At 45.1% G+C, this 22,830-nt stretch carries 20 protein-coding genes; 8 read left to right on the top strand and 12 right to left on the bottom strand.

All coding sequences use genetic code 11. The features are described from left to right. Positions 1-137: 137 nt before the first annotated feature. The 5 genes from LAY41_RS03410 to radA form a co-directional block, all read right to left on the bottom strand. Complete coding sequence (locus tag LAY41_RS03410) at positions 138-1,010, bottom strand: SAM-dependent methyltransferase (RefSeq protein ID WP_249094119.1); 873 nt, start codon at positions 1,008-1,010, stop codon at positions 138-140. A gap of 64 nt (positions 1,011-1,074) precedes the next feature. After that, on the bottom strand, positions 1,075-2,229 hold the full coding sequence (locus LAY41_RS03405) for a glycosyltransferase (RefSeq protein ID WP_249094117.1): 1,155 nt from the start codon (positions 2,227-2,229) through the stop codon (positions 1,075-1,077). A gap of 283 nt (positions 2,230-2,512) precedes the next feature. After that, positions 2,513-2,842, bottom strand: coding sequence for a type II toxin-antitoxin system PemK/MazF family toxin (locus LAY41_RS03400; RefSeq protein ID WP_249094114.1), 330 nt, complete (start codon positions 2,840-2,842; stop codon positions 2,513-2,515). 3 nt (positions 2,843-2,845) lie between these two features. Then, on the bottom strand, positions 2,846-3,079 hold the full coding sequence (locus tag LAY41_RS03395) for a hypothetical protein (RefSeq protein WP_249094112.1): 234 nt from the start codon (positions 3,077-3,079) through the stop codon (positions 2,846-2,848). A gap of 325 nt (positions 3,080-3,404) precedes the next feature. Further along, positions 3,405-4,985 (bottom strand): DNA repair protein RadA, encoded by a 1,581-nt coding sequence (gene radA, locus LAY41_RS03390; RefSeq protein ID WP_249094109.1) that lies wholly within the window; start codon positions 4,983-4,985, stop codon positions 3,405-3,407. Positions 4,986-5,160: 175 nt separating this feature from the next. Between radA and rpaB the strand changes: the two genes are divergently transcribed. The 4 genes from rpaB to LAY41_RS03370 all read left to right on the top strand — a co-directional run bounded on the left by rpaB (position 5,161) and on the right by LAY41_RS03370 (position 7,904). Continuing rightward, positions 5,161-5,895, top strand: coding sequence for a response regulator transcription factor RpaB (gene rpaB / locus LAY41_RS03385; protein ID WP_249094674.1), 735 nt, complete (start codon positions 5,161-5,163; stop codon positions 5,893-5,895). A 114-nt stretch (positions 5,896-6,009) separates the two neighbouring features. Further along, positions 6,010-6,678: a cofactor assembly of complex C subunit B gene (locus LAY41_RS03380; RefSeq protein ID WP_249094107.1), complete on the top strand. Its 669-nt coding sequence runs from the start codon at positions 6,010-6,012 to the stop codon at positions 6,676-6,678. A 6-nt stretch (positions 6,679-6,684) separates the two neighbouring features. Further along, positions 6,685-7,221, top strand: a complete 537-nt coding sequence (locus tag LAY41_RS03375) for a DUF456 domain-containing protein (RefSeq protein WP_249094105.1) — start codon at positions 6,685-6,687, stop codon at positions 7,219-7,221. A 95-nt stretch (positions 7,222-7,316) separates the two neighbouring features. Beyond that, positions 7,317-7,904 carry a hypothetical protein gene (locus tag LAY41_RS03370; protein ID WP_249094103.1) on the top strand — a complete coding sequence of 196 codons (588 nt, stop codon included), beginning with the start codon at positions 7,317-7,319 and terminating at the stop codon, positions 7,902-7,904. 167 nt (positions 7,905-8,071) lie between these two features. Here LAY41_RS03370 and LAY41_RS03365 read toward each other — a convergent pair whose 3' ends face one another. Continuing rightward, entirely contained in the window at positions 8,072-10,510 is a 2,439-nt protein-coding gene (locus LAY41_RS03365) for a spermidine synthase family protein (RefSeq protein ID WP_249094101.1), read from the bottom strand. Positions 10,511-10,546: 36 nt separating this feature from the next. On the opposite strand from LAY41_RS03365, the gene LAY41_RS03360 reads away from it, so the two are divergent. Further along, positions 10,547-10,687, top strand: coding sequence for a hypothetical protein (locus tag LAY41_RS03360; RefSeq protein WP_249094098.1), 141 nt, complete (start codon positions 10,547-10,549; stop codon positions 10,685-10,687). A gap of 233 nt (positions 10,688-10,920) precedes the next feature. Here LAY41_RS03360 and LAY41_RS03355 read toward each other — a convergent pair whose 3' ends face one another. Both LAY41_RS03355 and rfbB read right to left on the bottom strand, forming a co-directional pair. Next, positions 10,921-11,400 carry a Panacea domain-containing protein gene (locus tag LAY41_RS03355; protein WP_249094096.1) on the bottom strand — a complete coding sequence of 160 codons (480 nt, stop codon included), beginning with the start codon at positions 11,398-11,400 and terminating at the stop codon, positions 10,921-10,923. Between the two features lie 21 nt (positions 11,401-11,421). Next, the gene (gene rfbB / locus LAY41_RS03350; RefSeq protein WP_249094094.1) at positions 11,422-12,519 is read right to left on the bottom strand and encodes a dTDP-glucose 4,6-dehydratase; all 1,098 of its coding nucleotides are present in this window, start codon (positions 12,517-12,519) and stop codon (positions 11,422-11,424) included. A 95-nt stretch (positions 12,520-12,614) separates the two neighbouring features. Here rfbB and LAY41_RS03345 point away from each other — a divergent pair, with 95 nt between their 5' ends. After that, on the top strand, positions 12,615-14,345 hold the full coding sequence (locus LAY41_RS03345; protein ID WP_249094089.1) for a CapA family protein: 1,731 nt from the start codon (positions 12,615-12,617) through the stop codon (positions 14,343-14,345). A gap of 285 nt (positions 14,346-14,630) precedes the next feature. After that, a complete protein-coding gene (locus LAY41_RS03340; RefSeq protein WP_249094087.1) occupies positions 14,631-16,199 on the top strand; it encodes a GIY-YIG nuclease family protein in 1,569 nt (522 codons plus the stop codon). A 103-nt stretch (positions 16,200-16,302) separates the two neighbouring features. On the opposite strand, the gene rfaE1 is transcribed toward LAY41_RS03340, so the two are convergent. The 3 genes from rfaE1 to LAY41_RS03325 form a co-directional block, all read right to left on the bottom strand. Then, positions 16,303-17,328 (bottom strand): D-glycero-beta-D-manno-heptose-7-phosphate kinase, encoded by a 1,026-nt coding sequence (rfaE1, locus tag LAY41_RS03335; protein ID WP_249094084.1) that lies wholly within the window; start codon positions 17,326-17,328, stop codon positions 16,303-16,305. A gap of 142 nt (positions 17,329-17,470) precedes the next feature. Then, positions 17,471-18,823: an energy transducer TonB gene (locus tag LAY41_RS03330; RefSeq protein WP_249094081.1), complete on the bottom strand. Its 1,353-nt coding sequence runs from the start codon at positions 18,821-18,823 to the stop codon at positions 17,471-17,473. 212 nt (positions 18,824-19,035) lie between these two features. Continuing rightward, positions 19,036-19,800 (bottom strand): precorrin-2 C(20)-methyltransferase, encoded by a 765-nt coding sequence (locus tag LAY41_RS03325; protein WP_249094079.1) that lies wholly within the window; start codon positions 19,798-19,800, stop codon positions 19,036-19,038. A gap of 27 nt (positions 19,801-19,827) precedes the next feature. Here LAY41_RS03325 and LAY41_RS03320 point away from each other — a divergent pair, with 27 nt between their 5' ends. Beyond that, positions 19,828-20,529, top strand: a complete 702-nt coding sequence (locus LAY41_RS03320) for an esterase/lipase family protein (protein ID WP_249094077.1) — start codon at positions 19,828-19,830, stop codon at positions 20,527-20,529. A gap of 123 nt (positions 20,530-20,652) precedes the next feature. Here LAY41_RS03320 and LAY41_RS03315 read toward each other — a convergent pair whose 3' ends face one another. Next, positions 20,653-22,581, bottom strand: a complete 1,929-nt coding sequence (locus LAY41_RS03315; RefSeq protein WP_249094075.1) for a cation:proton antiporter — start codon at positions 22,579-22,581, stop codon at positions 20,653-20,655. Between the last annotated feature and the right edge of the window lie 249 nt (positions 22,582-22,830).

Raw genomic sequence — 22,830 nt, 5'->3', positions numbered from 1 at the left:
CATTTAATTTTAGTTTACTAATCAATGGTCAAGGAGTGGCGATCGATAATGCTTGTAAAAACCAAATAAATTATCGTCGAATAACAGTTAATTTTTCCAAGCAAGAGATTCATGGCAACATCATTCGATTTTATTATTCATGCTAGTTTTTCCAGGATAATGCACTGTGTCATAACGTTATTAATGACTAAAAATTCATCTCGACGCGAGCGTATTTTTTCGGCATCGAATTCAGTATAGCCATATAATTCGGCAGGATTACCAATTTTAATCTTTAATCCAGATTGCTCAATTAGAGAAGGAATCGAAATATTAGCTCCGTATTGATTATAAACTTGATTTTCAAATGGATAACAATCTAGAAAAAGATCAATAGTAGTAATAAAACAGCCACCGGGTTTCAAAAGTCGTTCAATTTCTTGGACTAGCGGGATCGCATCGTCCGGCGGGATGTGTTCAATTGCCGAAATGGAGAAAATGCGATCGTAATGGTTGCTATCAAGGTTGGCGTTTTGCAAAAAATTTTGAATAAATTTTACTTTACCACCGAAGGAGTGATTCAAATGATTAAACTCTTTAGCTGAGAATATCCAATCCACTTGTTCGCTGGGATTAATTAATGGGTCAACCGAGGTAACATCTAATCCATAATCCGCAAGTACAAATTGAAACCCCGAAGCACCTGCACCGATTTCGAGTACCCGCATTCCAGGCTCTAACGGGGTTGCCAAAAAACACCAGGGATACTCAAAGGTTCGCGTAAGGCTATTGAGTTGAAAGCCAAATGGCCCAATCTGTCGAATTAGCCAAGAAGGCAAGTTATAGCGATTGCGCCAAGCAAAATTGTGTCCCCGGATTTGTGAGTTAACGAATTTAACCCACCAGTCTGCTCCACAGGGCGCTTTGTGTTTTAGGTTCCAGGTAGTAAACTCGGAAGGGAGATTTTTAGCTGCTAGCATGATTCGGTTACTTAAAATAATTAAATTATCAAAAAAAATAGTATTTGTCAATAGTTTTCCCTATAAATTTGCCTGTAAATTTTGTATGCTGGTTTATCGACATTTATCAGCTAAATTAGGTAGTAGCCATATCCAAGATATTCAGATAATTGCGGGTAGAGTTTTCCATAGTAAATTGGTTGAGCCATGCTGGATCGACTTGTTTGGGATTACCATTTAATACGCTCAAAATTGAGTTGGCGATCGCACTACTATCACCCACCGGAACTAAAAAACCGTACTTGCCATTAGCTAATATCTCATCTGGGCCACTCGGACAATTGGTGGAAACTACGGGAGTTCCCACCGCCATAGCTTCGATGATTACAGTTGGCAAACCTTCCCAAGCTGAGGATAATACAAATACGGCGGATCTTGCCATGTAGGCAAAGGGGTTTTTGACAAAATTTAGCAAGGCTACATCGCTTTGTAAGTTTAATTCGCTTACTAAGGATTTTAGGTGCGATCGCTCTCTTCCACCCCCTAAAATCATTAACCGGGCCGATCGCATTTTTCGTACCTCTGCAAAAGCTTTAATTAAAGTAGGAAAATCTTTTTGCTTGACAAACCTTCCCACTCCTAAGATAACAGGAGGTTCCCCGCTGGCAAACCAAGGATGATCCACAGGTTCTTTTGCCATCAGCAAAATTTCGGGAGTAATTACCGGGTTGTAAATTGTCTGAATCCGCTCTAAAGGTAGTTTGGTTATATTGGCTAAATCCTTGGCTACTCCTTGGGAAACTGCTACAATTCCATCAGCCCAAGGGTAAAACAGCCGCGCCGTTAAAGGGATAAGGCGAGAGGAAATTTGCTCTACTCGTTTTGATTCCACGGAAACGGTGATATGCTCGGATACTACTACCCGCGTGGATGTTCTGGAAAGATGTTTGGCTAATATGGCTATCTCGTTGGGAAAGTGTGTAGCAGAAAGTAATGCTTTGGGTTGTTCTTGTTGCAGGTAATTTATCAGTTTGGGAATGCTGGTGGTAGATTGAAAACTGGTGGGTAGTTTGAAGGTTTTACTTTTGTCTAATTGGGTAGCTTTTAAATCTACTATTCGCACTTGGGTGGGTAACTGTTCTGAGTTGGCTTTCTCGGCTTTTAGCAGCAGCATATCTACTTTTAGTCCGCTTTGGGCAAAACCGCGAGCTAGGTTTAGCATTACCCGTTCTGCTCCACCACCTTTTAATGAGCGTAGCAAAAGGGCTATAGTTGGTGGAGTTTCTGGCATGGTGTATCCTCTTTCGATTTATCTTAATCAATTTAATCTTATATGTTCTGGATTTTCCAAGGGTAGCGGTTTTTTTTATTGCACCGCTCCAGGCGTAGAGGACGCTTAACCTTGACATCCGGTTTTTTTTGTGAAATATTTCTCGTTAGAGCTTTAAATAGTTGCCCAAATGCTAAGCGCATCCGCGCCGCGAGAGCGAACGCCCCTACCCTGTTAATGCTGAATAAAACCCCGGTTTTTGGCGATTAACTTAGAGAAGGAGTAATATTTATCTACTTGGCTGTTAAATTAAAGACCAAATTTGCTGTATTTTATCGCGCACTCTCGCCCAGTCGCTAGATTCTAAGATTCCTAACCTGCGAGCTACTAAACGCTTTTCTACTGTGTTAATTTTATGCAGCCGAACTACGGACTGTTTGAGTAAACCTGCTGGTTGTAATTCTAGAATTTGAACATCGTAAAATGTCTGAGTTATTTTAGTGGTAATCCGTGCGACAAGAATGTCGTTGTCCCCTGTATCTAAAAGTACCAAAACTGGGCGAAATTTTGACCCGATCGCATCAGCAAAAGGGTATGATAGTAGAATAACCTCTCCCGATTGATAATTTTCCATGATTCAAATTTTGTCGTAGATAGCGTCTTCGTCACTGTAGCCAGCAAATAATTGTTCTGTTCCCAAGCGTGCCCAATCTGCCGCTTCTTTTTCTTCGTCATCTTCTTTATCTACAGGTTCATTAACCAACACAATTATCCTTATTTGTTGATTAGGGGTAAGATTTTTTAAGAGTGTGTCGGGTAATTCGAGTTTACCTTCTGCTGTTACTTTGGCTGGAAATTCGTAGGCTTTCATATCTTGAGTTTTTATTTTTAGTTTGGCCTTTTTAACATGATTGTCTATCTGCTACATTCAGTACATCGTCTGTTGCTAAGATGGCAATCTATTAATAGGATATCTGAAAAGGAGCTTATATGAGCGCACATTTTCCCACAGATACATAATACTACGAGCAGATAAAAATAACAAGCGCTTCGCGATCGCAAACAATTTTAGCCATCGGCACGACACGGATTTGGACGCAGATGCACGGATGAATCGGTTTGTCAAGCCAGGATAAAGCAGAAACCGGGTTTCAAGAGCCCCAATTTATCCGTGCATCCGTGAAATCCGTGTCGTGCTATTCCTCCATCTCTTCCTCATCTTCCTCATCATCACCGTCATCACCGTCATCACCGGGCTGAGACTGAGGCGGAATAGCAGCTACGATCGCATCTATTACTTTTCCCACGGGTATAATTTCTAACCCCAATTCGCCAAATTTTTGCCCTTTAGGAACGATCGCACGCTTAAATCCCAGTTTAGCCGCTTCTTTCAAGCGCAATTCCATCTGGGAAACCGATCGAACTTGTCCGCCCAATCCTACTTCGCCAATTAATACGGTGCTGGGATCGACGATGCGATCGCGAAAAGATGCCACAATTGCGATCGCCATCCCCAAATCTACCGCCGGTTCCCCCACATTCAAACCACCAGCTGAAGCTACATAAGCATCTAATTTAGATAAAGGAATCCCTACCCGTTTTTCCAACACCGCCAAAATCTGCATCAATCGGTTGTAATCAACACCAGTAGTAGAACGCCTGGGTGAAGCGTAACTCGTCGGACTAACCAAAGCTTGTAATTCTACCACAATTGGGCGCGTTCCTTCACAAGCCACAACGAGAGAAGTTCCGGGAACCACTTCATCGCGATTGCCTAAAAATAATTCTGAAGGGTTGGAAACTTCTCGCAGTCCTCGGTCTACCATTTCAAAGACACCGATTTCGTGAGTTGCGCCAAAGCGGTTTTTCACAGAACGTAGGAGGCGGTGCGAGGCAAAGCGATCGCCCTCAAAATACAATACTGTATCTACCAAGTGTTCCAAAACTTTCGGCCCTGCGATCGCGCCTTCCTTCGTAACGTGACCCACAATCAACAGAGTGATATCCTCCCTTTTCGCCAATTGCATTAGCGCCGAAGTACATTCGCGCACCTGAGTTACTGAGCCAGCCGTGGATGTCAAATTGGGAAGATAGATAGTCTGAATGCTGTCAATCACCGCCACATGAGGTTTTAGCGATTCCAATTCTTTGAGAATCTCTTCCAGATTCGTTTCCGCAAGCACGTATAAATTCGCACCCTCAGCAGGCGTGCGTAGAAGAGAATTTCCCTCCCCCGCTGTTCTCCCCTCCTCGTGAGACGGGGAGGGAAGAAGAGCAGGGTTGCTTTCCCCCTCCTCTGCTTCCTCAGCAGCGTCAACCCCTACCCCCAGACGAGAAGCCCGCAGTTTCACCTGTTTTCCTGACTCTTCCCCACAAACATAGAGAATGCGATAGTGACTAGACAGACGATTTGCCACTTGTAGCAGCAGGGTTGACTTGCCAATACCCGGATCGCCACCAATCAGCACCAAAGAGCCTGGGACAATTCCACCGCCCAGCACTCTATCCAATTCCTCGTAGCCAGAGAACCACCGCTCCTCTTGCCCGTCAACAATTTCTGCAAAAGTTAGAGACGCCCTTGGTTGGGCTGGTTTTGGCGCTGATTTGCTATTGCCTCGGTTAGCACCTTGCCAATTTCCCCTTACGGTGCCCGGTGCTGCGGAAACAAGCTGCTCTTCTAAAGAGCTGTAGGTGCCGCATTCGGGACACTTGCCAAACCATTGTGAAGTCTCGGCTCCACATTTGTTACAAAAGTATAAAGTTCGAGACTTTGCCATTTGATAATCTCTTAAAGAATCTAAAGCTCGGCTTGTAAATCTTAAAAAAGCTTGAAATGCAATAGGGGTGAGAATTCCGGGCTTAAATAACTGACTGATATAGGCTAATATCTTAATGTAATGGTACTAAAAATTAACGTTTAGAAACGCCGCAGATTAAGGAGCATTGAGAAACTTGGAAAGCCACAAAGAAAAAATTCTGGTGGTAGACGATGAAGCCAGCATTCGCAGAATTTTGGAAACTCGTCTGTCAATGATTGGGTACGATGTCGTCACTGCTGCCGATGGGGAAGAAGCCTTAGAAACATTTCGCAACACGGCTCCTGACTTAGTAGTTCTGGATGTGATGATGCCTAAGCTAGATGGCTACGGCGTTTGTCAAGAGTTGCGAAAAGAATCCGACGTGCCGATTATTATGCTAACAGCTCTGGGAGATGTGGCCGATCGCATCACAGGTCTGGAGCTGGGAGCTGATGATTACGTTGTCAAACCCTTTTCGCCCAAGGAACTAGAAGCCCGCATCCGCTCGGTGCTGCGGCGGGTGGACAAAACGGGCGGAGGAGGAATTCCCAGTTCTGGTGTCATCCATGTGGGGAATATCAAAATTGACACCAATAAGCGGCAAGTCTACAAAGGCGACGAACGCATTCGGCTCACCGGGATGGAGTTCAGCTTGCTGGAACTGTTAGTCAGCCGTTCTGGAGAAGCTTTCTCGCGATCGGAAATTTTGCAGGAGGTGTGGGGATACACGCCCGAACGCCACGTGGATACGCGAGTGGTGGATGTTCACATCTCCCGGCTGCGAGCTAAGTTAGAAGATGACCCCAGCAATCCAGAACTGATTTTGACGGCACGCGGTACGGGCTATCTGTTCCAGCGGATCATTGAGCCTGGGGAGGATGGAAAGTAGGCAGGAAGAGGGGAAAATTTGAGATTTGAGATTTGAGATTTCAAATTTCAAATTTCTGAAATCTGAAATTTGAAATCTGAAATTCTCCTCTGCTCCACCAAGTACTAAAAAACTATGGCTAAGGCAGATCGAAATCAGGTATTGCGGCAGCTGCCTCTAGTTGTCGGTGGATTAGCAGGCGTTTTGCTGCTCTTCAACCGCTTACTGACGCCGGAATTGACGCAATCTCAAGCTCGTTCGGATGCACTGGGGGTGATCTTGAGTGCGGTGCTGATTTTGACGGGGTTGTTATGGCAGCAAGTGCAGGCCCGATCGCCCGATGCTGTCGAGCTGATTGGCGAAGAGGGTTTTGAACTTGCGCCTTCTTTGCCAGATGCGGTGAGAACTGAATTGGCTTGGGCGTCCCATCTGTTACTTACCAACACGGCGACGCGATCGATCGTCGTTTGGTATCAAGGCAAAGTTCTACTGCGGCGCGGAATTTTAGGTACTAACCCAGAAGTAAAGCCAGGAGAGATTTTACAGCGAGTGCTGTCAAAGCAAAAGCCAGTTTATCTGGTGAATTTGACGCTGTATCCAGGGCGGATTGAGTTTGACTTTATACCAGAAAATACTCAAGGTGTCATCTGCCAACCGATCGGGAAAGACGGCGTTTTAATTTTAGGAGCTAATGCCCCCCGCAGTTATACCAAGCAAGATGAAACCTGGATTGCTGGAATTGCTGACAAACTAGAAGTATCCCTCAGCTACTATTTAAATGATGTGGCACCAGCTGAGATCTGAAAGCTTATGGTAATTCTGTACTGGCTGCTAGTTGTTTTGATGGTCGTTGGCGTCATCGGCGCGATCGTTCCGGGTATTCCCGGTTCCAGCTTGATTTTGATTGCCGTTGTAATTTGGGGAGCAATTGACGGTTTTAGTACTGTCAACTGGGCTCTAGGAATAGCAATATTGGTCTTGCTTCTCAGCATAGGCATAGATTATTTAGCCGCCTACTGGGGAGCTAAACGTGCTGGTGCAAGTAATTGGAGCCAGATTGGTGCGATCGTGGGCTTAGTAGTGGCAACTTTAGGTCTCCTACCTGCACTGCCATTTGGCGGGCCACTGGTGGGGATATTGTTGGGGCCACTACTGGGAGCAGCGATCGGAGAGTTTCTTTATCGGCGCGAATTGGAGATAAGCCTTCGACTTAAGCAAGCGTTTCAGGCTGGTGTGGGGATTATTGTAGGTTCGATCGTGGGGCGTTTGATTCAGGGCGTTTTAGCGATCGCAGCTCTTGGCGTATTCCTTTGGCAAACTTTGCCCCATGTTGTTGGCGGCTACTAGATTTGAAAAATCTTTTATTCTCAACAGAACCCGAAATGTACCCCTTCAGTGGACAGGTGCATTTATGGAGGCACACCTAAAGCAGTTATTCTCAGGTGGCTTTCACAGAAAAAATGACGAATCTTGGTTCATATAGCATCTCGGTTCAGACTCGCTCAGCTGGTTCTCAAACGGCTTTACTCACTCCCGCAACACAGGAGGATATGCCAAATGACTGGAATTTTGATTGGCCTGGTTTGTGGCAGCTTACAGACTTTGACTGTCAGAACATCGTCAAACTGGTTTACTCCGAGCAAGTTTGGGGATTAGTTCGATACGGCCTATATCCCTACCCTGGTTCTCCAGAAACCCTAGAGATTGAGCATCTGGAGACTAACCCAGCGTCAAGAGGCCAAGAAACCAATCGTCTGATTGAGCCTGTAGGCAAATGGCTAATTTGGTACGCCACACAGGTAGGTCTGCAATATTGTTCGGGGGGTATGAGCGACACGCCTATCTTGCTAGTGTCTTTGGAGGATGCTTTTACTTACTATAGAGATATAGTGTCTATGCAGTATGTGGGGCAGACAACCATTGCCCCTGGAGAAGACGGATATGTTTTTAGCTTCTCAAGGACAGGAGCAACAGCCTTCTGTCTCAGACATGAAAGGGAGTGCGGATTCCCAACCACCTTTGACCCCTGAGCAGGTCAGATCTGGGACAACGGTGATGATGACTCATGCAGAGCGACAAGCCTTTTGGAAAACCTCTCGCATCGGTCAGTTACTTGGCTTTTCTCACTGGCCTAGCGAGCCATAAGATAAGTGAGGTGGTAGTCACAACCGACTACCACCTCGTTTCTTTTTGCTGCTTACTCGGCACTTTGTTTAAGCTTAACCTGACCTCGACTTGCCCAAACAAAGGCCAGAATAGCTAGTAAATAACAGGCAAAACCCGTCCAAAATGAAGTGGATATGCTGGAGTTTAGCGCGATCGCAACTGCCAGTACAGAAGCGCAAACCGAAGTCGCCCCATTAATTCCCCACAGCCAAGGCGTTAACTCAGCAGACTTCTGAGACGCTAACTGCATTCCCATCGGAAACGCCATTCCCATAAAGAAACCCAGCGGCAAAAGGATGCCTGTCGCTACCAGGATGCGTACTGCCGTTGTCGCATCATCGAATAAGTCAATAGCATAAGGCGTAAATTTTCCAAACACATACAAGGTAAATAGCAACAACAGCAGCCGTAAAGTTGCTGAACTCGCCATCCCTTTATTGCTTACCTTTTCCGTTGAATAACTCCCCAAACCACTCGATAATAATAACGAAAACAGCACCACAGATAACCCATAAGTTGGATGTCCTAGAAAAACAATCAACCGCTGCATTTGCGAAATTTCTACCAGCATAAAACCCAAACCTATGCCAGCGAAAAAGAGAGAAAGAGGCAAAGCACCCTTTAAAGTTGCCCTCTTAGTAGTTAGAAGCAACGGCACAATAATGCAGAGGAATGTCAAAACTATCACAACTATAAGTAAAGCACCCAAGATCACAACAGCTTTCAGGTTAGAACTCCAAGCCTCTTCATACCACAGTTTTGGATTAAACGCATCTTGCAGCCGCAGCATATTAAAGAAAAACGGGCTATCATCAGTCGGTGCAGCAATATTGAGAGGAAACTTAGCCACAAATTCATCGAGATTTTTTCCATCAGCAATAGTTTTAAAATTCTTGTCGAGCGCAAATCGCGGGCTAAGAACAATTTCAAATTGCATCTGCTTAGTAACTTTTTGCAGAATATCCAAATCTTGCTCTGAAAAAGGTTCTTTGCTTACCAGCATCGTTCCCACACCAACCGGCTCATTATCGCTTTGCCCAAACATTCGTCTCGCGATGACAATATGATTTCGGGTATTTGTAATCCCGGATTTCATAAGTGAATTAGTCGCCAGAGAAGTTAGCCGATACATCTCACTAGGACTTTTCCCTACATACCAACGGGATACTGTTAAAATTCCTTTGTCAGTCAGATGTTCCAGAAAAACTTTCCAACCTTCAATGGTATAAAGGGAGTTTTCTGAGAGAACAAATGCACCAGATGCAGTTGCTGCCCAAGTATCAATTAACGAAATCTGAATAATATCGAATTTATCTTTAGATCTGGCAATGTAACTGCGTGCTTCATCAGCAACGAAACTAACTTTAGGATTTCTATCTAGATGCCCGGTAAAATCACCAAACTTTTTAGTTACCGCATTGATAATATCGTAATTAATTTCAACTCCTAAAACCGACTTTTGACCAAACAATAAAGCCGAAAGTATATCTCTACCGCCTCCGCTGCCAATAGCTAAAACTTTGGCGTCTTTCCGAATGTAATGAGCTAAATTGGTGATGTCGTACTTAAGATATTCAATTTTATTAAAATTTCCATCAAATTTAGTAATAACTGTGGCAGCGCTAGCATCTATTTTTAATGCCAATTCTTCGATTTTATCGTTAAAAGGCACAACCGGGCTAAATCCCCAACCAAAAGGATGTGCTGGGTCTTTATCCGGGCTAACTGTAATCCGAGAAAAAGAATTCCACTTTTCATAAATTGGCGCTGATTCAAACTTTCCTTTTACCCACATCAAACGCAATAAAGGAGACTGATTATTTACTAAAATCGTATTAACAATGGCGAAAGAACCGAGTAATAGGGTAGATATCAGAGCAATTTGCATTAGCCTTTTAGAGGCTACTTCTGATGCAAATAAAATAGCGCCAATACTAGCAAGGAAAGCCACTATAATTACCGCTGTCGGCCCATCGGTAATGCTGATGATGTATATCAGCAGAATACAGCCAAGGGATGCGCCAGCTAGATCGTAAGCGTAAAGTCTACTTACCTGATGAGGAAATTTGGTCAAAGCCAAACATATACAGATTCCACTGAATAAGAAGGGAATTGATATCACTAGATATGTCGAAGCAATAGAAGCTATACCCCCAATTGACAGACTGGGTACAAATGGAATATTTAGGTGGATTAAAAAGCAAACAACAATGGAAATAGCAAACAATAAAGAAGTAATAGCGAGATGAGACTTTGTTCGTTCTTCGGTGAAAAATTTGGGAAATAAATATACTAATACTGCCCCTACTGTCATCCCGAACATAGCTACCGAGGTAGCCATAAAGGCAAAATGATACCACATAGTCACGCTAAAAATGCGCGTAAGGAGGATTTCAAACATCAAAGTCGCGAGTCCGACTGTGAATAAACCCGCGTAAGTTTGTTTATTTACCGTGATTTCTGCGTTCATACTCCTCACACATTTGGTTTTGAATTGGAACAACTTATGACTAATAGTTTTTCACAGCCGGATCTGCGAATTCACTCAGTAATTGATATGAGTATAGAATGCGATCGCTCCTCCGTACAAGATATTACCATCCGTTGCGACAAAGTGCGATCGCTTAGGAGTGAGCGTAGAGGCTAAAATCCCGATCTAGCCAAATAATATAGAACACCGCGCCGTCACGATAACCGACCATAGGAGCCATACCACAGAACCGGAAAGCAATAAAATTCACATCATCCTTTGTGCATTGAGAAAGAGAGTAGTGTTTGTTTAAATACCGCAAAGAAAACAGGGGTGGTTCCTGCTCTGGTGGTACATCGGTTGTTTCTCTAGCAGAAAACCTTTCCCCTTTTTCTTTGCGTTGATTCGCATTAAACCGCTTCTTCACAATCGATCTGAGTCTTGAAATATTCTTTCATGGACTGATGAGAAATTTGACCGCTCGTTTGGGCTGCCAATTTCCAGGGTTCTTCTTCATGGGTCATATTGCGTAACTTCCAGGCGGAAAACTGCCCAAACACAGAGTAAACCTCATCAAGCAGGCTTTTTGTTCGTTCATCATAAATGGAAAAATCAACGTCTTTTGGACATGGAATCGCACCGACTCCATACTTTTTGTAGTAGTAATATAACTCAGGGACAACTGGGCCATGTGTCCAAGCCTCTATCAGTTCAGGAAACAGAGGCTCATCATAAAGAGCAAGATGAAATCCCTGAGCATAATAAAGCAGTTTCTGGAGCTTGAGATTAGAGATCAGATCGCCAGCATCTTCATCTACCTGAGCCAGAAAGTATTTGGCTACATCATAACAGCTGATCATACCTTTTTTTTGGTCATTATCACCTTTCAATTATAGCAGTTCCCTATCCAGCTAAGAAACATAAACCTGCCGATAGTAAGTCTGATATTCCTCGGACAATAATGGTTCCCACCAATCCCGATTGTTCAAATACCATTCGACTGTAAGACGCAATCCCTCTTCAACTGTAACTGAAGGACTCCAATCTAACTTAGTCTTCAACTTATTTGAATTAATCGCATACCGCCGATCGTGTCCCTGTCTATCCTTGACAAATGTAATCAAATTACTGCAAGGACGGACTGGTAAATCGGTAGCCAATTTATCCATTAATTCGCACAAAGTCTGAACTAAATCGATATTCTTAACTTCGTTATTGCCGCCAACATTATAAGTTTCCCCCGGTTTGCCGCGATGAATTACCACATCTAAAGCACGGCAATGATCGATTACATAAAGCCAATCCCGCACATTTTGCCCATCTCCATAAACAGGCAGATTTTTGCCGATTAAGGCATTGATACACATCAGAGGAATCAGCTTTTCGGGAAACTGATAAGGGCCATAATTGTTAGAGCAATTTGTGATAATTGTCGGTAAGCCATAAGTGTGGTAGTAGGCACGAACTAAATGGTCGCTGCCAGCTTTTGACGCGGAATAAGGGCTATTAGGAGCATAAGGCGTCGTTTCTGTAAAGGCGGGATCGTTGGGGCCAAGGCTGCCGTAAACTTCATCGGTGGAAACGTGGAGGAAGATCCCCTCCTGCTTAGAAAGGGGGGTTTTCCAATGTTGTCGGAAAGCTTCTAGTAGGGTGAAAGTTCCCACGACATTGGTTTGAACGAAAGCACCCGGCCCTAAAATCGATCGATCGACATGAGATTCAGCCGCAAAGTGGGCCACAGTATCAATATTTTCTTCTTGTAACAATTTGTCTAGCAGAGTGCGATCGCATATATCGCCCTCAACAAACCGAAAATTCTCCCTACCTTCCACATCTGCCAAATTACGGCGATTTCCCGCATAAGTCAGCGCATCCAGCACCACCACGCGATCGTCTGGGTAAGTGTCGCACCAGTAAAGCACAAAATTCGAGCCAATAAACCCCGCACCACCCGTCACCAGCAAACGACGGTGTACTCGAACAGCCTTTTCGTTCCAACTATCTATCATTTTCTGAAATTTATGCCTACTCCGGTTTAAACTTTTGTCAGCCGTATTATAAGGCAGTCTATTCAGGCAGTCTATCAGTTAGTGTGGGGAGACTTATGGTGACTCAGGTAATTGAGCAAAATGTGCTATCCTTGGCGCAACAGGGCGATCCCGATGCGATCGCCGTCCTAATCAACAAGGTTGTATCCAAAAAAGGCGTCACGGCGACAGCAAAGAGCAAAGGCAATTGCCTGCATATCGTCCTAGAGTCCGATCGAGTGCCAAATCAAGCCTCCTGCGTCCGCTTCATACACGACGGAATAATCCGCCTCAACCCCAAATATATTGACTCTGTGCGCCTTTATGGGCGACGCAGCGACCAAAAATGGCCTACCTGGACAGAGTTCGTTGAATTAAAGCAACCCGCCTACGCCTCCACTTCTACGGCAACTCTACCCCGGCTAGTCACTCCCGGCCCAGGGCCAAAGCGTAAACCCACAAAACTAAAAACAAAGTATAGAAAAAAGATTCCTTTGCTCTTGTTAGGCAGCATCTGTTGGATTTTAGTTGCAACAGTGGGTTTTGTCGTCAGAGCTAAAATGGATTCCCAAGTCGCCGCCTCCTCCCAGCAGCCAACGTCTGTACAGCGACAAACTTCTAAAACTACCCAGAGAATAGGTGCCGTCCCACTCCCACCCCCCAAGACTTCGCCAAAACCTCAAGCCGTTCCCAAAACCACCCAAAAAACAGGTGTTGCTGCGCCTAAAAAGTCTCCCATTCCCTCACCCGCTGCCAATAAACCAACCCCTAAAGCTTCTGAGCAACCTAAACCCGTTCAGAATTTAGCACCTGTTTCCACGTCAGAGCCTCCCTCAGAAAATGCTGCAACATCTATAACTATTAAAGCCGTTGGCGATATCGTTCCTGGAAGTAACTTTCCCAACAATCGGCTACCCAGCAATAATAAAGAGCTTTTTCAGAATGTAAAACCCTACCTCCAAGGAGCCGATATTTTATTTGGCAATTTTGAAAGTACGCTCACCAACTATCCCAAAACCGCCAAAGATACTAGCCGTGCAATGGTTCATGCTTTTCGCACGCCACCAAATTATGCAACCCTGTTGAAAGAAACTGGATTTGATGTTTTAAGTGTAGCTAACAATCATTCTATGGATTTTTCTGCTGCTGGCTTTGAAGACACTATCAAAAATATTGATAAAGCCGGGATGAAAGCTGTTGGCAAGAAAAATCAAATCGTCTATACAAATGTCAAAAACATCACCGTCGCTTTTATCGGGTTCAGTTACCTGAACGTTCACAATTCCATGCACGATTTGGAGGCGGGAAAAGCACTGGTAGCCGAAGCTAAGAAAAAAGCTGAGATTGTAGTTATATCAGTTCACGCGGGTGCCGAGGGAACAGGCGCGATGCGTGTCAAAAACCAAGAGGAAATGTTCTATGGGGAAAACCGGGGCAATTTGGTTCTATTTTCCCGCACGATGATCGATAGCGGCGCAGATCTGATTCTGGGACACAGCCCTCATGTTCCCAGAGCGATGGAATTATATAAAGGAAAATTAATCGCTTATTCCTTGGGTAATTTTGTCGGATACAAGTCCTTATCTACCTGGGGAGTGCTAGGGCAATCTCTGATTTTAGAGGTTAAACTTAACCCACAGGGCGATTTTGTTTCTGGAAAAATTGTCCCCGTTCAGTTGAATCGGCAAGGAATTCCTTATATCGATCAACAGTTTCGCAGTGTACAGTTGATTCGCAATCTCACCAAAGGTGATTTTCCCAACACTCCCCTGAAAATCAACAACAAAGGGGAAATTAATAAGGACTAGAGCCCCAGTCTATTAATCGTTCCTTGACAAAAGTAATAAAGTGTGTGTGTTTATACATCACTTGGTCGGGCGAAGCATGAGGGCAAAAAATAATGGCCGAAGATTGATTGCTCCCCTCATGCTAATGCCTCCGGCACGCTACGCGAACGTCCCTACAGCACCCATCGTATTGCTTTTTTTGTCAATTGAAGTAGTTTGTGATTTTTCCTCTTAAATTGAGAAAAATAATTAGAGAAGGGAAGACTGAAATAAGCTTAATATCGAACGACATTGGAGGTAAATATTTTGATTGCTGACGCACTAATTTTAGCACTACCAAAAGTTTCTTTCCAAGCGAAACAGCTACTCCCTGAATATTCAGGAATCTACTATATTCTAGATGAAACTAACAATGTTTGGTATATAGGGCAGGCGAAAAACCTCCGTAAACGCTGGCAAGGTAAAGCTCATCATCGTATTTACCAACTAGAAACGCAGAAAAAGAAACATTTCACCATTTACTACGAACAAGTTAACGAATCTCAACTGGATAGCGTAGAAAAGCAACGCATTGAGAAGTATCATCCGCACTTAAACTCTAGTTCAGTAAAAACTAAAAAGGTACGTCCGACTGAAACCCTGTTAAGGGAAACAATAGCTGCGATCGCTGATTTTGCTTTCTTATTAGGCGTAGAGCCACCAAGAAAAGAAGTTGAGTCTCAAATTAGCAATCCCTGGCTGGGACAGAAGAAAATATTGGGATTAAGTGTGATTCATATTTGTCTAGACCTAGCTGATATTAAAGGAAAATTTAAACCGGAGTCAATAAATGAGGAATCAGCACTTATCAAAAGAGCATTTAGCAGTCGCAAGGCTTATGCTAGTAAATGGGAGAGTTTCCCACCTGTATATTCTTTTATGTATCGCCTCTCCGTAAATAGTTATGTAGTCGAAGTTAATTACTGGAGTCGTTGGTTTAACCAAGAAGAATCCGAAGGACTTCGAGAATATACTCAAACTACTTTAGCAAAAGAGTCTATTAGGGTATTAACCCCAGAATCACTAGCTAAACTTCAACACCAAGCTGATAAGCAGAAAGAATATGCTCTCTATCTAAACAGGTTAAACCCCTATATTTCAGATCCTATCAAGCTACTCTTTAATGAACAGGTGGATAGTGAAGGTGCTAAGAAAGCACTGGAAAAAATTAGTGAGGGCTACAAGGCAGGGATGCGTGGAATAGGCAGTCGCTCCAGACCTATTAAGTCAAAACTGATTAGCTCAGAATTTACTACCATTGAAGAGATACTGATCGATCGAGGAATTGACCTCCAGAAATATAGTAGAGGTGAGGTAATATACTTTGGTTATGCTGGAGAGCGCATGGGAGTGTATATGCAATGTTTTAATATTGACCTAAAGAAGCCTCAACCTATCGGATATAAAAGATCAGATGTCAACACTAACGATAAGTATAAGTTTCCTACATATAACTTAGCCGACGGAATACTAAATAACAATGAGATAAAAGCCGATCATTTTCAATTTAATACTGTCTATCTTTTGGCGAGTGTTGAAAAAAAGGCATGGCTTTTGGTGGAAGAGTATCTGGAAGGTTTTGCTAAACCTGCCACTAAGTTAAATAATGGGGAGGGCTTTGTAGAAAAGTTCTATGTCTCTGCTCGCAAGTATATAGTACCTGCCAAGCTCAACATAAAGCTTGAAAATATTGGATATAGCGCTTGGATTCCTTTTGGAGTGAGTGAGGAATTTACTACCTTTGAAGCTGCTACAGAAGAGATTCGTAAGCGACTAAAAGGATCTGGTTTATCAGAACTAAAAGTAGGATTTAAACGGGAGACTATTGAAAAATAGTTTTTGTTCCTGATTGAACTTGCTAACATTAAAAAATCGCGAAAATTGAAAGTAAAAACACATCTTTCCCGATCGGTTGCTTCTAAAGGAAGAGCCACTGTATCTACTCTTCTATAAGCGATCGCAATGCTGCCTTCATTTCATCTGGTGTCGTCGTCGCCGTACCAAACTGGCGCACTACAATGCTAGCCGCCAAATTGCCCAAAACAGCAGCTTCCCAAAACGAAGCACCCGCATTCAAAGCTAATGTCAGCGCTGCCGCTACCGTATCGCCAGCACCTGTAACATCAAACACCTTGGTTCGATTAAAGGCGGGGATGTGTTCCTCGCTGCCAGAACGGCTAAATAGGCTCATACCCTCTTCGCCACGGGTAATCAGAATTTGCTGAGCATCAGTCATGGCTAGAAGGTCGTGCCCAGCTTGAGTGAGGGTCTGGGGAGTTGCGATCGCATACCCCACCGCCTGTTCCGCCTCCGGTAAATTCGGTGTAAATACGGTTGCGCCTCGATATCTTTCGATACTCTTTTGTGCATCCACAATCGTCCGCGAGTGAGATAGCGCCGCCTCGATCGCAGGCTGAGTAAAAACCCCATCCCCATAATCGGAACAGACTACCGCATCCACAGTATCAAGCACAGAGCGGATATACGCGGCCAGTTGCATCTGCAAATCAACATTTGGCAACTCATCCGATTTGCGATCGATCCGCACAATTTGCTGCGTCACCGACTGGCGAGCGTGACCGGAAATGCGAGTTTTAGTCACCGTTGGACGGTCTGGATCGATTAACATTCCAGCAGTATCAATCCCAGCAGCCTCAAAGATGCGGCGCAAAGCTTGCCCTTGCTCATCATCTCCCACCAGTCCGGCAACCTTGACCTTTGCGCCCAATTTTGCCAGGTTATAGACCGCATTAGCGCCACCTCCAGGCACCTGTCGAGTCTGTTCGTGACGAATAATCAATACCGGCGCTTCGCGAGAAATTCGCTCCACCTGACCCGTGAGAAACTCATCCAGGGTCAAATCACCCACTACCAGTACGTGCGATCGATCGAAGCAATCTAATAGTTCGCTCAATCGCTCAGATGAGCAACGCAGTCGCTCCAAAAAGGAAGAATCTGGAGTCATATCATGTCTGGTAGCATCGGTTACCTAAAAAATTCCTGTTCTGATTCTTATCTGCGTTTATCTGCGTTCCAGAGTCTTCATCTGCGGTAAAAATTTAACCAACGGTGACAACAGACAATTTGATGATAAATCATCAATAACTTCAACTGTTCGATGAAGCTCCTGAAGTAGAAGGTGAATCTTTTTGCTCAATCTCGATCCGATACAGATAAACCTCATACTTGCGAGTTGATGGAAAGGCACTCCGCTTTTGAATATCTTCTATTGCAGCTTGATCTAGTCTAGGGTAGCCAGTACTGCGTATCACTTCGGGGTTACCCTCCCTTTTGCCATTCGGGTTTACTAACACGGCGACATTTGCTTGGTTAACATCCGGCAGCTTCTCGTCTATGGGAGATTTAACAAAGATAATGTCTGCCATTGTCGTTATCTTCAGATTAGCTGAAAACTTTTTGTTTTTGTCCTCCAACCAGGTTCTCAACTTTCCAGATGCGTATTGATCGGTCGTGAAATTTAAGTCGTAACCGTAGTTATACTTGATCGACAAATCCCTAGATTCTTGACTTTGCTGCGGCATGGGAGACTCCTTGGGATAGAAATTAGGTAGACGAGTTTCCAGGTTTGAAGGGTTGACAGGTTCGCTTATCTTCGGCAATGTCTGGATAGGAGGAGGAGAGGGTGTTAAGGAAGGCGAAATTGTACCGGGTGGTAATATCGGTAGAGTGTCATTAGGTCGCACTCTGCTTTCAGTACCTTTGGCAATATTTTGGCGTTCTGAAGGAGTACTACGTTCAGGAGTAGTAGTGCGTTCAGGAGTAGTAGTGCGTTCTGAAGAAGTACTACGTTCAGGAGTAGTAGTAAGTTCTGGTGCAGTGGTGCGTTCTGAAGGCGTACTACGTTCGGGAGTAGTAGTGCGTTCAGGAGTCGCGGTGCGTTCAGGAGTCGTGGTGCGATCGGGCCCGATCGCAGTTTGTGGCCTTTGACGCGATTCTATTTTAACTTCCGGCTCGGTAACAAGCGATCGCTCTTTTGGCGTTAGTTCTTGGCGACGAGAAGCACTTCGCCTCTGGGATGAACGCTCTTTTGAAGTAACCGGCGGTGGCGACAACGGAATAGTTGGAGGGTTATCAAGGGGAATGTTGGGAATAGGCGGCAAAGGCGTATAAGACTGCACTGGTGGCAAAGGGGGCAACAAATTTGTGGGCGGCAGTGGCGGCGGTAAGGATGGCAATGTGGGTTTTGCCAAAGAATATTCTGGCAGGCGACTCTGTTCATCTGGAGTCAACTGTACAAATCCCACAATTCTTCGCCGATCGGATTCTGCCGATTTGGAGGATGATAATACTGGCTGAATCACCCAGAACAATCCGTGGATACCCACAGAAATCAAGGTTGCCAACATAGTCGGCAGATTAAATCTTTTTTCCTGATAAGTTGGAACTCGCGGAGTGTAGGATGCAGGTATTTGATGCTTGGTCTTAGTTTTGGTAGACAATTGGGTTACCTCATCAAAGGGGGAGTGGGGGAGTGGGGGAGTGGGGGAGTGGGAGAGTGGGGGAGTGGGGGAGTGGGAGAGTGGGGGAGTGGGGGAGTGGGGGAGTGGGAGAGTGGGAGAGTGGGGGAGTGGGGGAATAAAAATATTGTTTTTTTGAACAAAAGTATAACAACTCCGAAAGAGCCAAAAGAAAAGAGGTGTGGGGGATGGGACTAGCTTGTTTTTTCTTTTGACTTTTGACTTTTGACTTTTGACTTTTCTAGTTCCTCATTAGTTACTTGAACAATCAGCAACGAGAAGTAGGGTAACTTGAGATGGGGCCGATCGCACAAATCCCTATAAATTACCATATCCGGTAGTGTCGCTCGTTCCACAACATAGCTGCGACTCAGTAACTGACGCCGCTGTAAAACCTGCCAAACTCGATCGTAAACTGAACTTACCTTGAGTAAAACTACCACATCAGCCCAGTCTAGAACCGCCTCCAATTCCTCCACCCGATAAAGCGCCGGTAACACAACCAACTTTCGATCGCGAATTGTCAAAGGTATCCCCAACACTGACGCCGCCGCCATCGGCGAACAAACTCCCGGTACAGTTTGGATCGCCACCTCTGGATGCAGCTCTTGCAGTGTCTGAGCCAAATACGTAAAAGTACTGTAAAAACTTACATCCCCTTCGCAGGCAAAAGCCACATCTTTACCTTTTTCAAGATATTGCCAGACTTGTTCTGCCGCCTGATGCCACGCGGAGGAGAGAATAGTTTCATCCTGCACGTAGGGGAAATTCAAAGCCAGCTGCACGCTTGAGGGACTCAGCCATTGAGCTACAATCTGCTCAGCCATACCTGGTTTGCCGCCTACCCCCAAAGGGAAAGCTACCACCGGCACCTGTTTGAGCAATCGCAGTCCCTTGAGGGTAATCAATTCTGGATCGCCCGTCCCGACGCTGATTCCGTAGAGTATGCCTGCTTGCACAATCAAACCTAAAATCCCAAATCGAAAATGCCTTTGCCTACTGTTATTATGCCGGGATATCTGGAAGGTGCGATCGCCTACCGCCCGATGGAACAACTCTTGCAACAACTCGGTTTTCCAACGGTGACAGTGCCTTTGCGAAAACGAGATTGGTTGCCAACTGTAGGAGGTCGGTCAATGGTGCCTATTTTGCGGCAACTCGATCGAACGGTCAAACAGATGTTGCAGCAATACAACGTTTCCCAGATTAACCTGATCGGTCACTCAGCAGGCGGCTGGATATCTCGGATTTATCTGGGAGAACAGCCTTACATTATTCATGGTGACGTTACGGAGACGGCTGGTTTGTGGCACGCTCATCCATATATCGCCACCCTAGTAACCCTGGGTACTCCCCATGTTAGTCTAGAGCGTTGGACAAAACGCAATCTAGATTTTGTCAAAATCAACTATCCAGGTGCATTCTATCCGCAAGTGCGCTACATCTGCGTTGCTGGTAAAGCCATCTACGGTGCTAGACGCCCAGGCAGTTGGTTAGCCTACAGCAGTTATCAATTAACCTGCGGCAGAGGAGATAGCTGGGGAGACGGCATTACCCCCATTGAAGCTGCTCATCTGGAAGGGGCAGAAAATCTCGTTATAGAAGGTGTGCTACATTCCCCCAGATCTCCCGGTATTTGGTATGGTTCGCCGACAGCTTTGCAATCTTGGGCGTCTTACCTAGCTTAGGGGCTAGAACAGCAATTCAGTAATCGTAGGGGCGAAGCATTCGGGTATAAAATATATCGCTCTTACCCTAGATTTCCTGCCCGAATGCTTCGCCCCTACAAGCCAAAAACGCACCACCAAGTATTACTGAATCGGTGTTCTAGGGGCTAGGGGAACTTCCAAGGCTGGAGAAGCAATTGGCACTTCCTCGACTTCTGGCAACTTTTCTAGGGACAGGCGAGAGGACGGACTAGCACCGGATAAACGCTTGAGCAGGTTGGGTCTTGGGTCGTGCAAGAGGTAGATAATGCGATCGCCCAACCGCCAATCTTCAGACGCTGGAACGACCATTAGGCGATCGTCTCGTTCTATTAACAACGGCATTAGATCTTCAGAACGAATCAGCGCCTGAAGATGCGCCTGATGAAACGCAAATCCCTCTTCCTTCAGCGCTGTTTCGCCTAATTTAACTTTCCCCTCATTCAAATACTCATTCCAATTCTTAATCTGTAATTGCGAAACAAAAGCCTGTTGTACCTTAGATTTATTCTTCGCAGGATTAGCTTGAGGTTCTAGGGGAAATACTGCCAAAACTCTAGGAGGTGCGAATTCTTCTGCGGCGCGTTGAGCTAACACTAAATTTACTTCTCCATTGCTGGTCATAGCTACGAAAGTCCCCATTGATGCCAGCCCCGCCTCTTCCAAAACGCTGGTATCAAGACCGCTGCTTAAGAAAACTCGTAAATTCTCCTGTTCGGCTATTAGGCAAGCTTGCGGATCGGTATCGATTAAAACAACCAATTCTCCTCGTTCTTGAAATAAACGAGCAATCAATCTACTTAAAGGATTACAGCCCACAATTACCGCACCTGTTGCCTCTTTTGAAGTGATTTGCAGCAAATTGGCTATCCAACCAGCGGTCAGCCCTTGCACAAACACGGTCATAATAATGGTGAGGAAAACAAGAGCTTTGATCGAATCTCCGCCATTTATTCCCCGTTCGGTTAACAGAATTGAGAACAAAGACGCCACAGAAGCCGAAACAATTCCCCTGGGGGCAACCCAGCTGAGAAATATTTTTTGCCGCCAGTTGAAATCGCTGTTTAAGGTACATAAGGTGATGCTTAAGGGGCGCACGACAAACATCAGCACCAAGACGGTAAACAAGCTACCCCAACCAAGGGCAAATAAACTGGCAATTGATAAACCCGCCGACAGGAGAATGAACAAAACCGAGACGCTGAGAACAGTCAGCTGACCTTTAAACCGCCGCAACAGTCGTTCTTCTGGAACTGACGATGCTTTCATGACAATTCCGGCGACTACGGTTGCCATCAGTCCCGACTCGCTGCGGATTAATTGCGCCAAACCAAACAAGCCCCACAAACCAGCCAAAACAACCAGGTTTTTCAGGTCTTCTGACAGAAAATTAGCGCGTTTGAGAATCAAGCCCAGCAACCAGCCGCCAGCAGCACCAATGCCACCGCCAATGCCGAGTCGCAGGAATAAGCCGATGATAGCGATCGAAGGATTGACACCTGCATTCACGATAGTGTCCAGCACGACTACGGCCAGAATTGCCCCTACCGGGTCGATCAAGACGCCTTCTCCTTCTAGAAGTGCAGCAACTTGTCGATCGACTTTGACGTGCTTGAGGAGGGGACTAACCACAGTGGGGCCTGTTACTACTACCAGGGAAGCATAAAGAAATGCGATCGGCCAAGGGAACTCCCCCAGCCAGTGTGCAGCCATGCCGCCTCCCATCAGGGTGATCAGAGTACCAAAGGTGACTAAATTTCGGAGGCTACCCGAAACCTCACCCAAATCTCGGAGTTCCAGGTTTAGGCCACCCTCGAATAGGATGATAGCTACACAGAGGGCAACAATGACTTCCAGACCAGTGCCCAGCAAGTTAGGATGTAGCAGCCCAGAAACACTAGGCCCCAACAGAATGCCAAAAAGCAACAAGAAGACAATGCCAGGAACTTTGAGAAATGCGGCCAGAACCTGAGCTAGAATGCCTGCAAGGACTGCTATCACTATTTGCAGGGTAATTTGAAAAGATGATTCCATAGGTCTTCTTGTCGCAGGCGATCGATTAGGTCAGAATGCCTCGTTTTTACTGCACAAAAGTTTTGCTATTTTTTGTTAAATTTACACAATCGTTCAGTCCTGGTATTCTAACATCCAGTTTCCGGCGTGAGAGAAGCGATCGGTCCTCTATGGCGCAAGAACAAATTTTTTCGGCTCTTCCGTACTTAGTGTGCTAAAATGTTATGAAAATGCCACAATAGTAAAGCCCGTATTTCAAAATTATTAAAA

Origin of the sequence: Argonema galeatum A003/A1, from assembly GCF_023333595.1 — a bacterium.
GTDB lineage: Bacteria > Cyanobacteriota > Cyanobacteriia > Cyanobacteriales > Aerosakkonemataceae > Argonema > Argonema galeatum.
The sequence above is the reverse complement of the archived record's forward strand: the minus strand, read 5'-3'. Positions and strand labels throughout refer to the sequence as shown.

Bases quoted from the DNA above. Each gene is read 5' to 3' on its own strand.
- LAY41_RS03405 (WP_249094117.1), bottom strand. From the start codon at position 2,229: ATGCCAGAAACTCCACCAACTATAGCCCTTTTGCTACGCTCATTAAAA.
- LAY41_RS03400 (WP_249094114.1), bottom strand. From the start codon at position 2,842: ATGGAAAATTATCAATCGGGAGAGGTTATTCTACTATCATACCCTTTT.
- LAY41_RS03395 (WP_249094112.1), bottom strand. From the start codon at position 3,079: ATGAAAGCCTACGAATTTCCAGCCAAAGTAACAGCAGAAGGTAAACTC.
- radA (WP_249094109.1), bottom strand. From the start codon at position 4,985: ATGGCAAAGTCTCGAACTTTATACTTTTGTAACAAATGTGGAGCCGAG.
- LAY41_RS03380 (WP_249094107.1), top strand. From the start codon at position 6,010: ATGGCTAAGGCAGATCGAAATCAGGTATTGCGGCAGCTGCCTCTAGTT.
- LAY41_RS03375 (WP_249094105.1), top strand. From the start codon at position 6,685: ATGGTAATTCTGTACTGGCTGCTAGTTGTTTTGATGGTCGTTGGCGTC.
- LAY41_RS03365 (WP_249094101.1), bottom strand. From the start codon at position 10,510: ATGAACGCAGAAATCACGGTAAATAAACAAACTTACGCGGGTTTATTC.
- LAY41_RS03360 (WP_249094098.1), top strand. From the start codon at position 10,547: ATGACTAATAGTTTTTCACAGCCGGATCTGCGAATTCACTCAGTAATT.
- rfbB (WP_249094094.1), bottom strand. From the start codon at position 12,519: ATGATAGATAGTTGGAACGAAAAGGCTGTTCGAGTACACCGTCGTTTG.
- LAY41_RS03345 (WP_249094089.1), top strand. From the start codon at position 12,615: ATGGTGACTCAGGTAATTGAGCAAAATGTGCTATCCTTGGCGCAACAG.
- rfaE1 (WP_249094084.1), bottom strand. From the start codon at position 17,328: ATGACTCCAGATTCTTCCTTTTTGGAGCGACTGCGTTGCTCATCTGAG.
- LAY41_RS03320 (WP_249094077.1), top strand. From the start codon at position 19,828: ATGCCTTTGCCTACTGTTATTATGCCGGGATATCTGGAAGGTGCGATC.
- LAY41_RS03315 (WP_249094075.1), bottom strand. From the start codon at position 22,581: ATGGAATCATCTTTTCAAATTACCCTGCAAATAGTGATAGCAGTCCTT.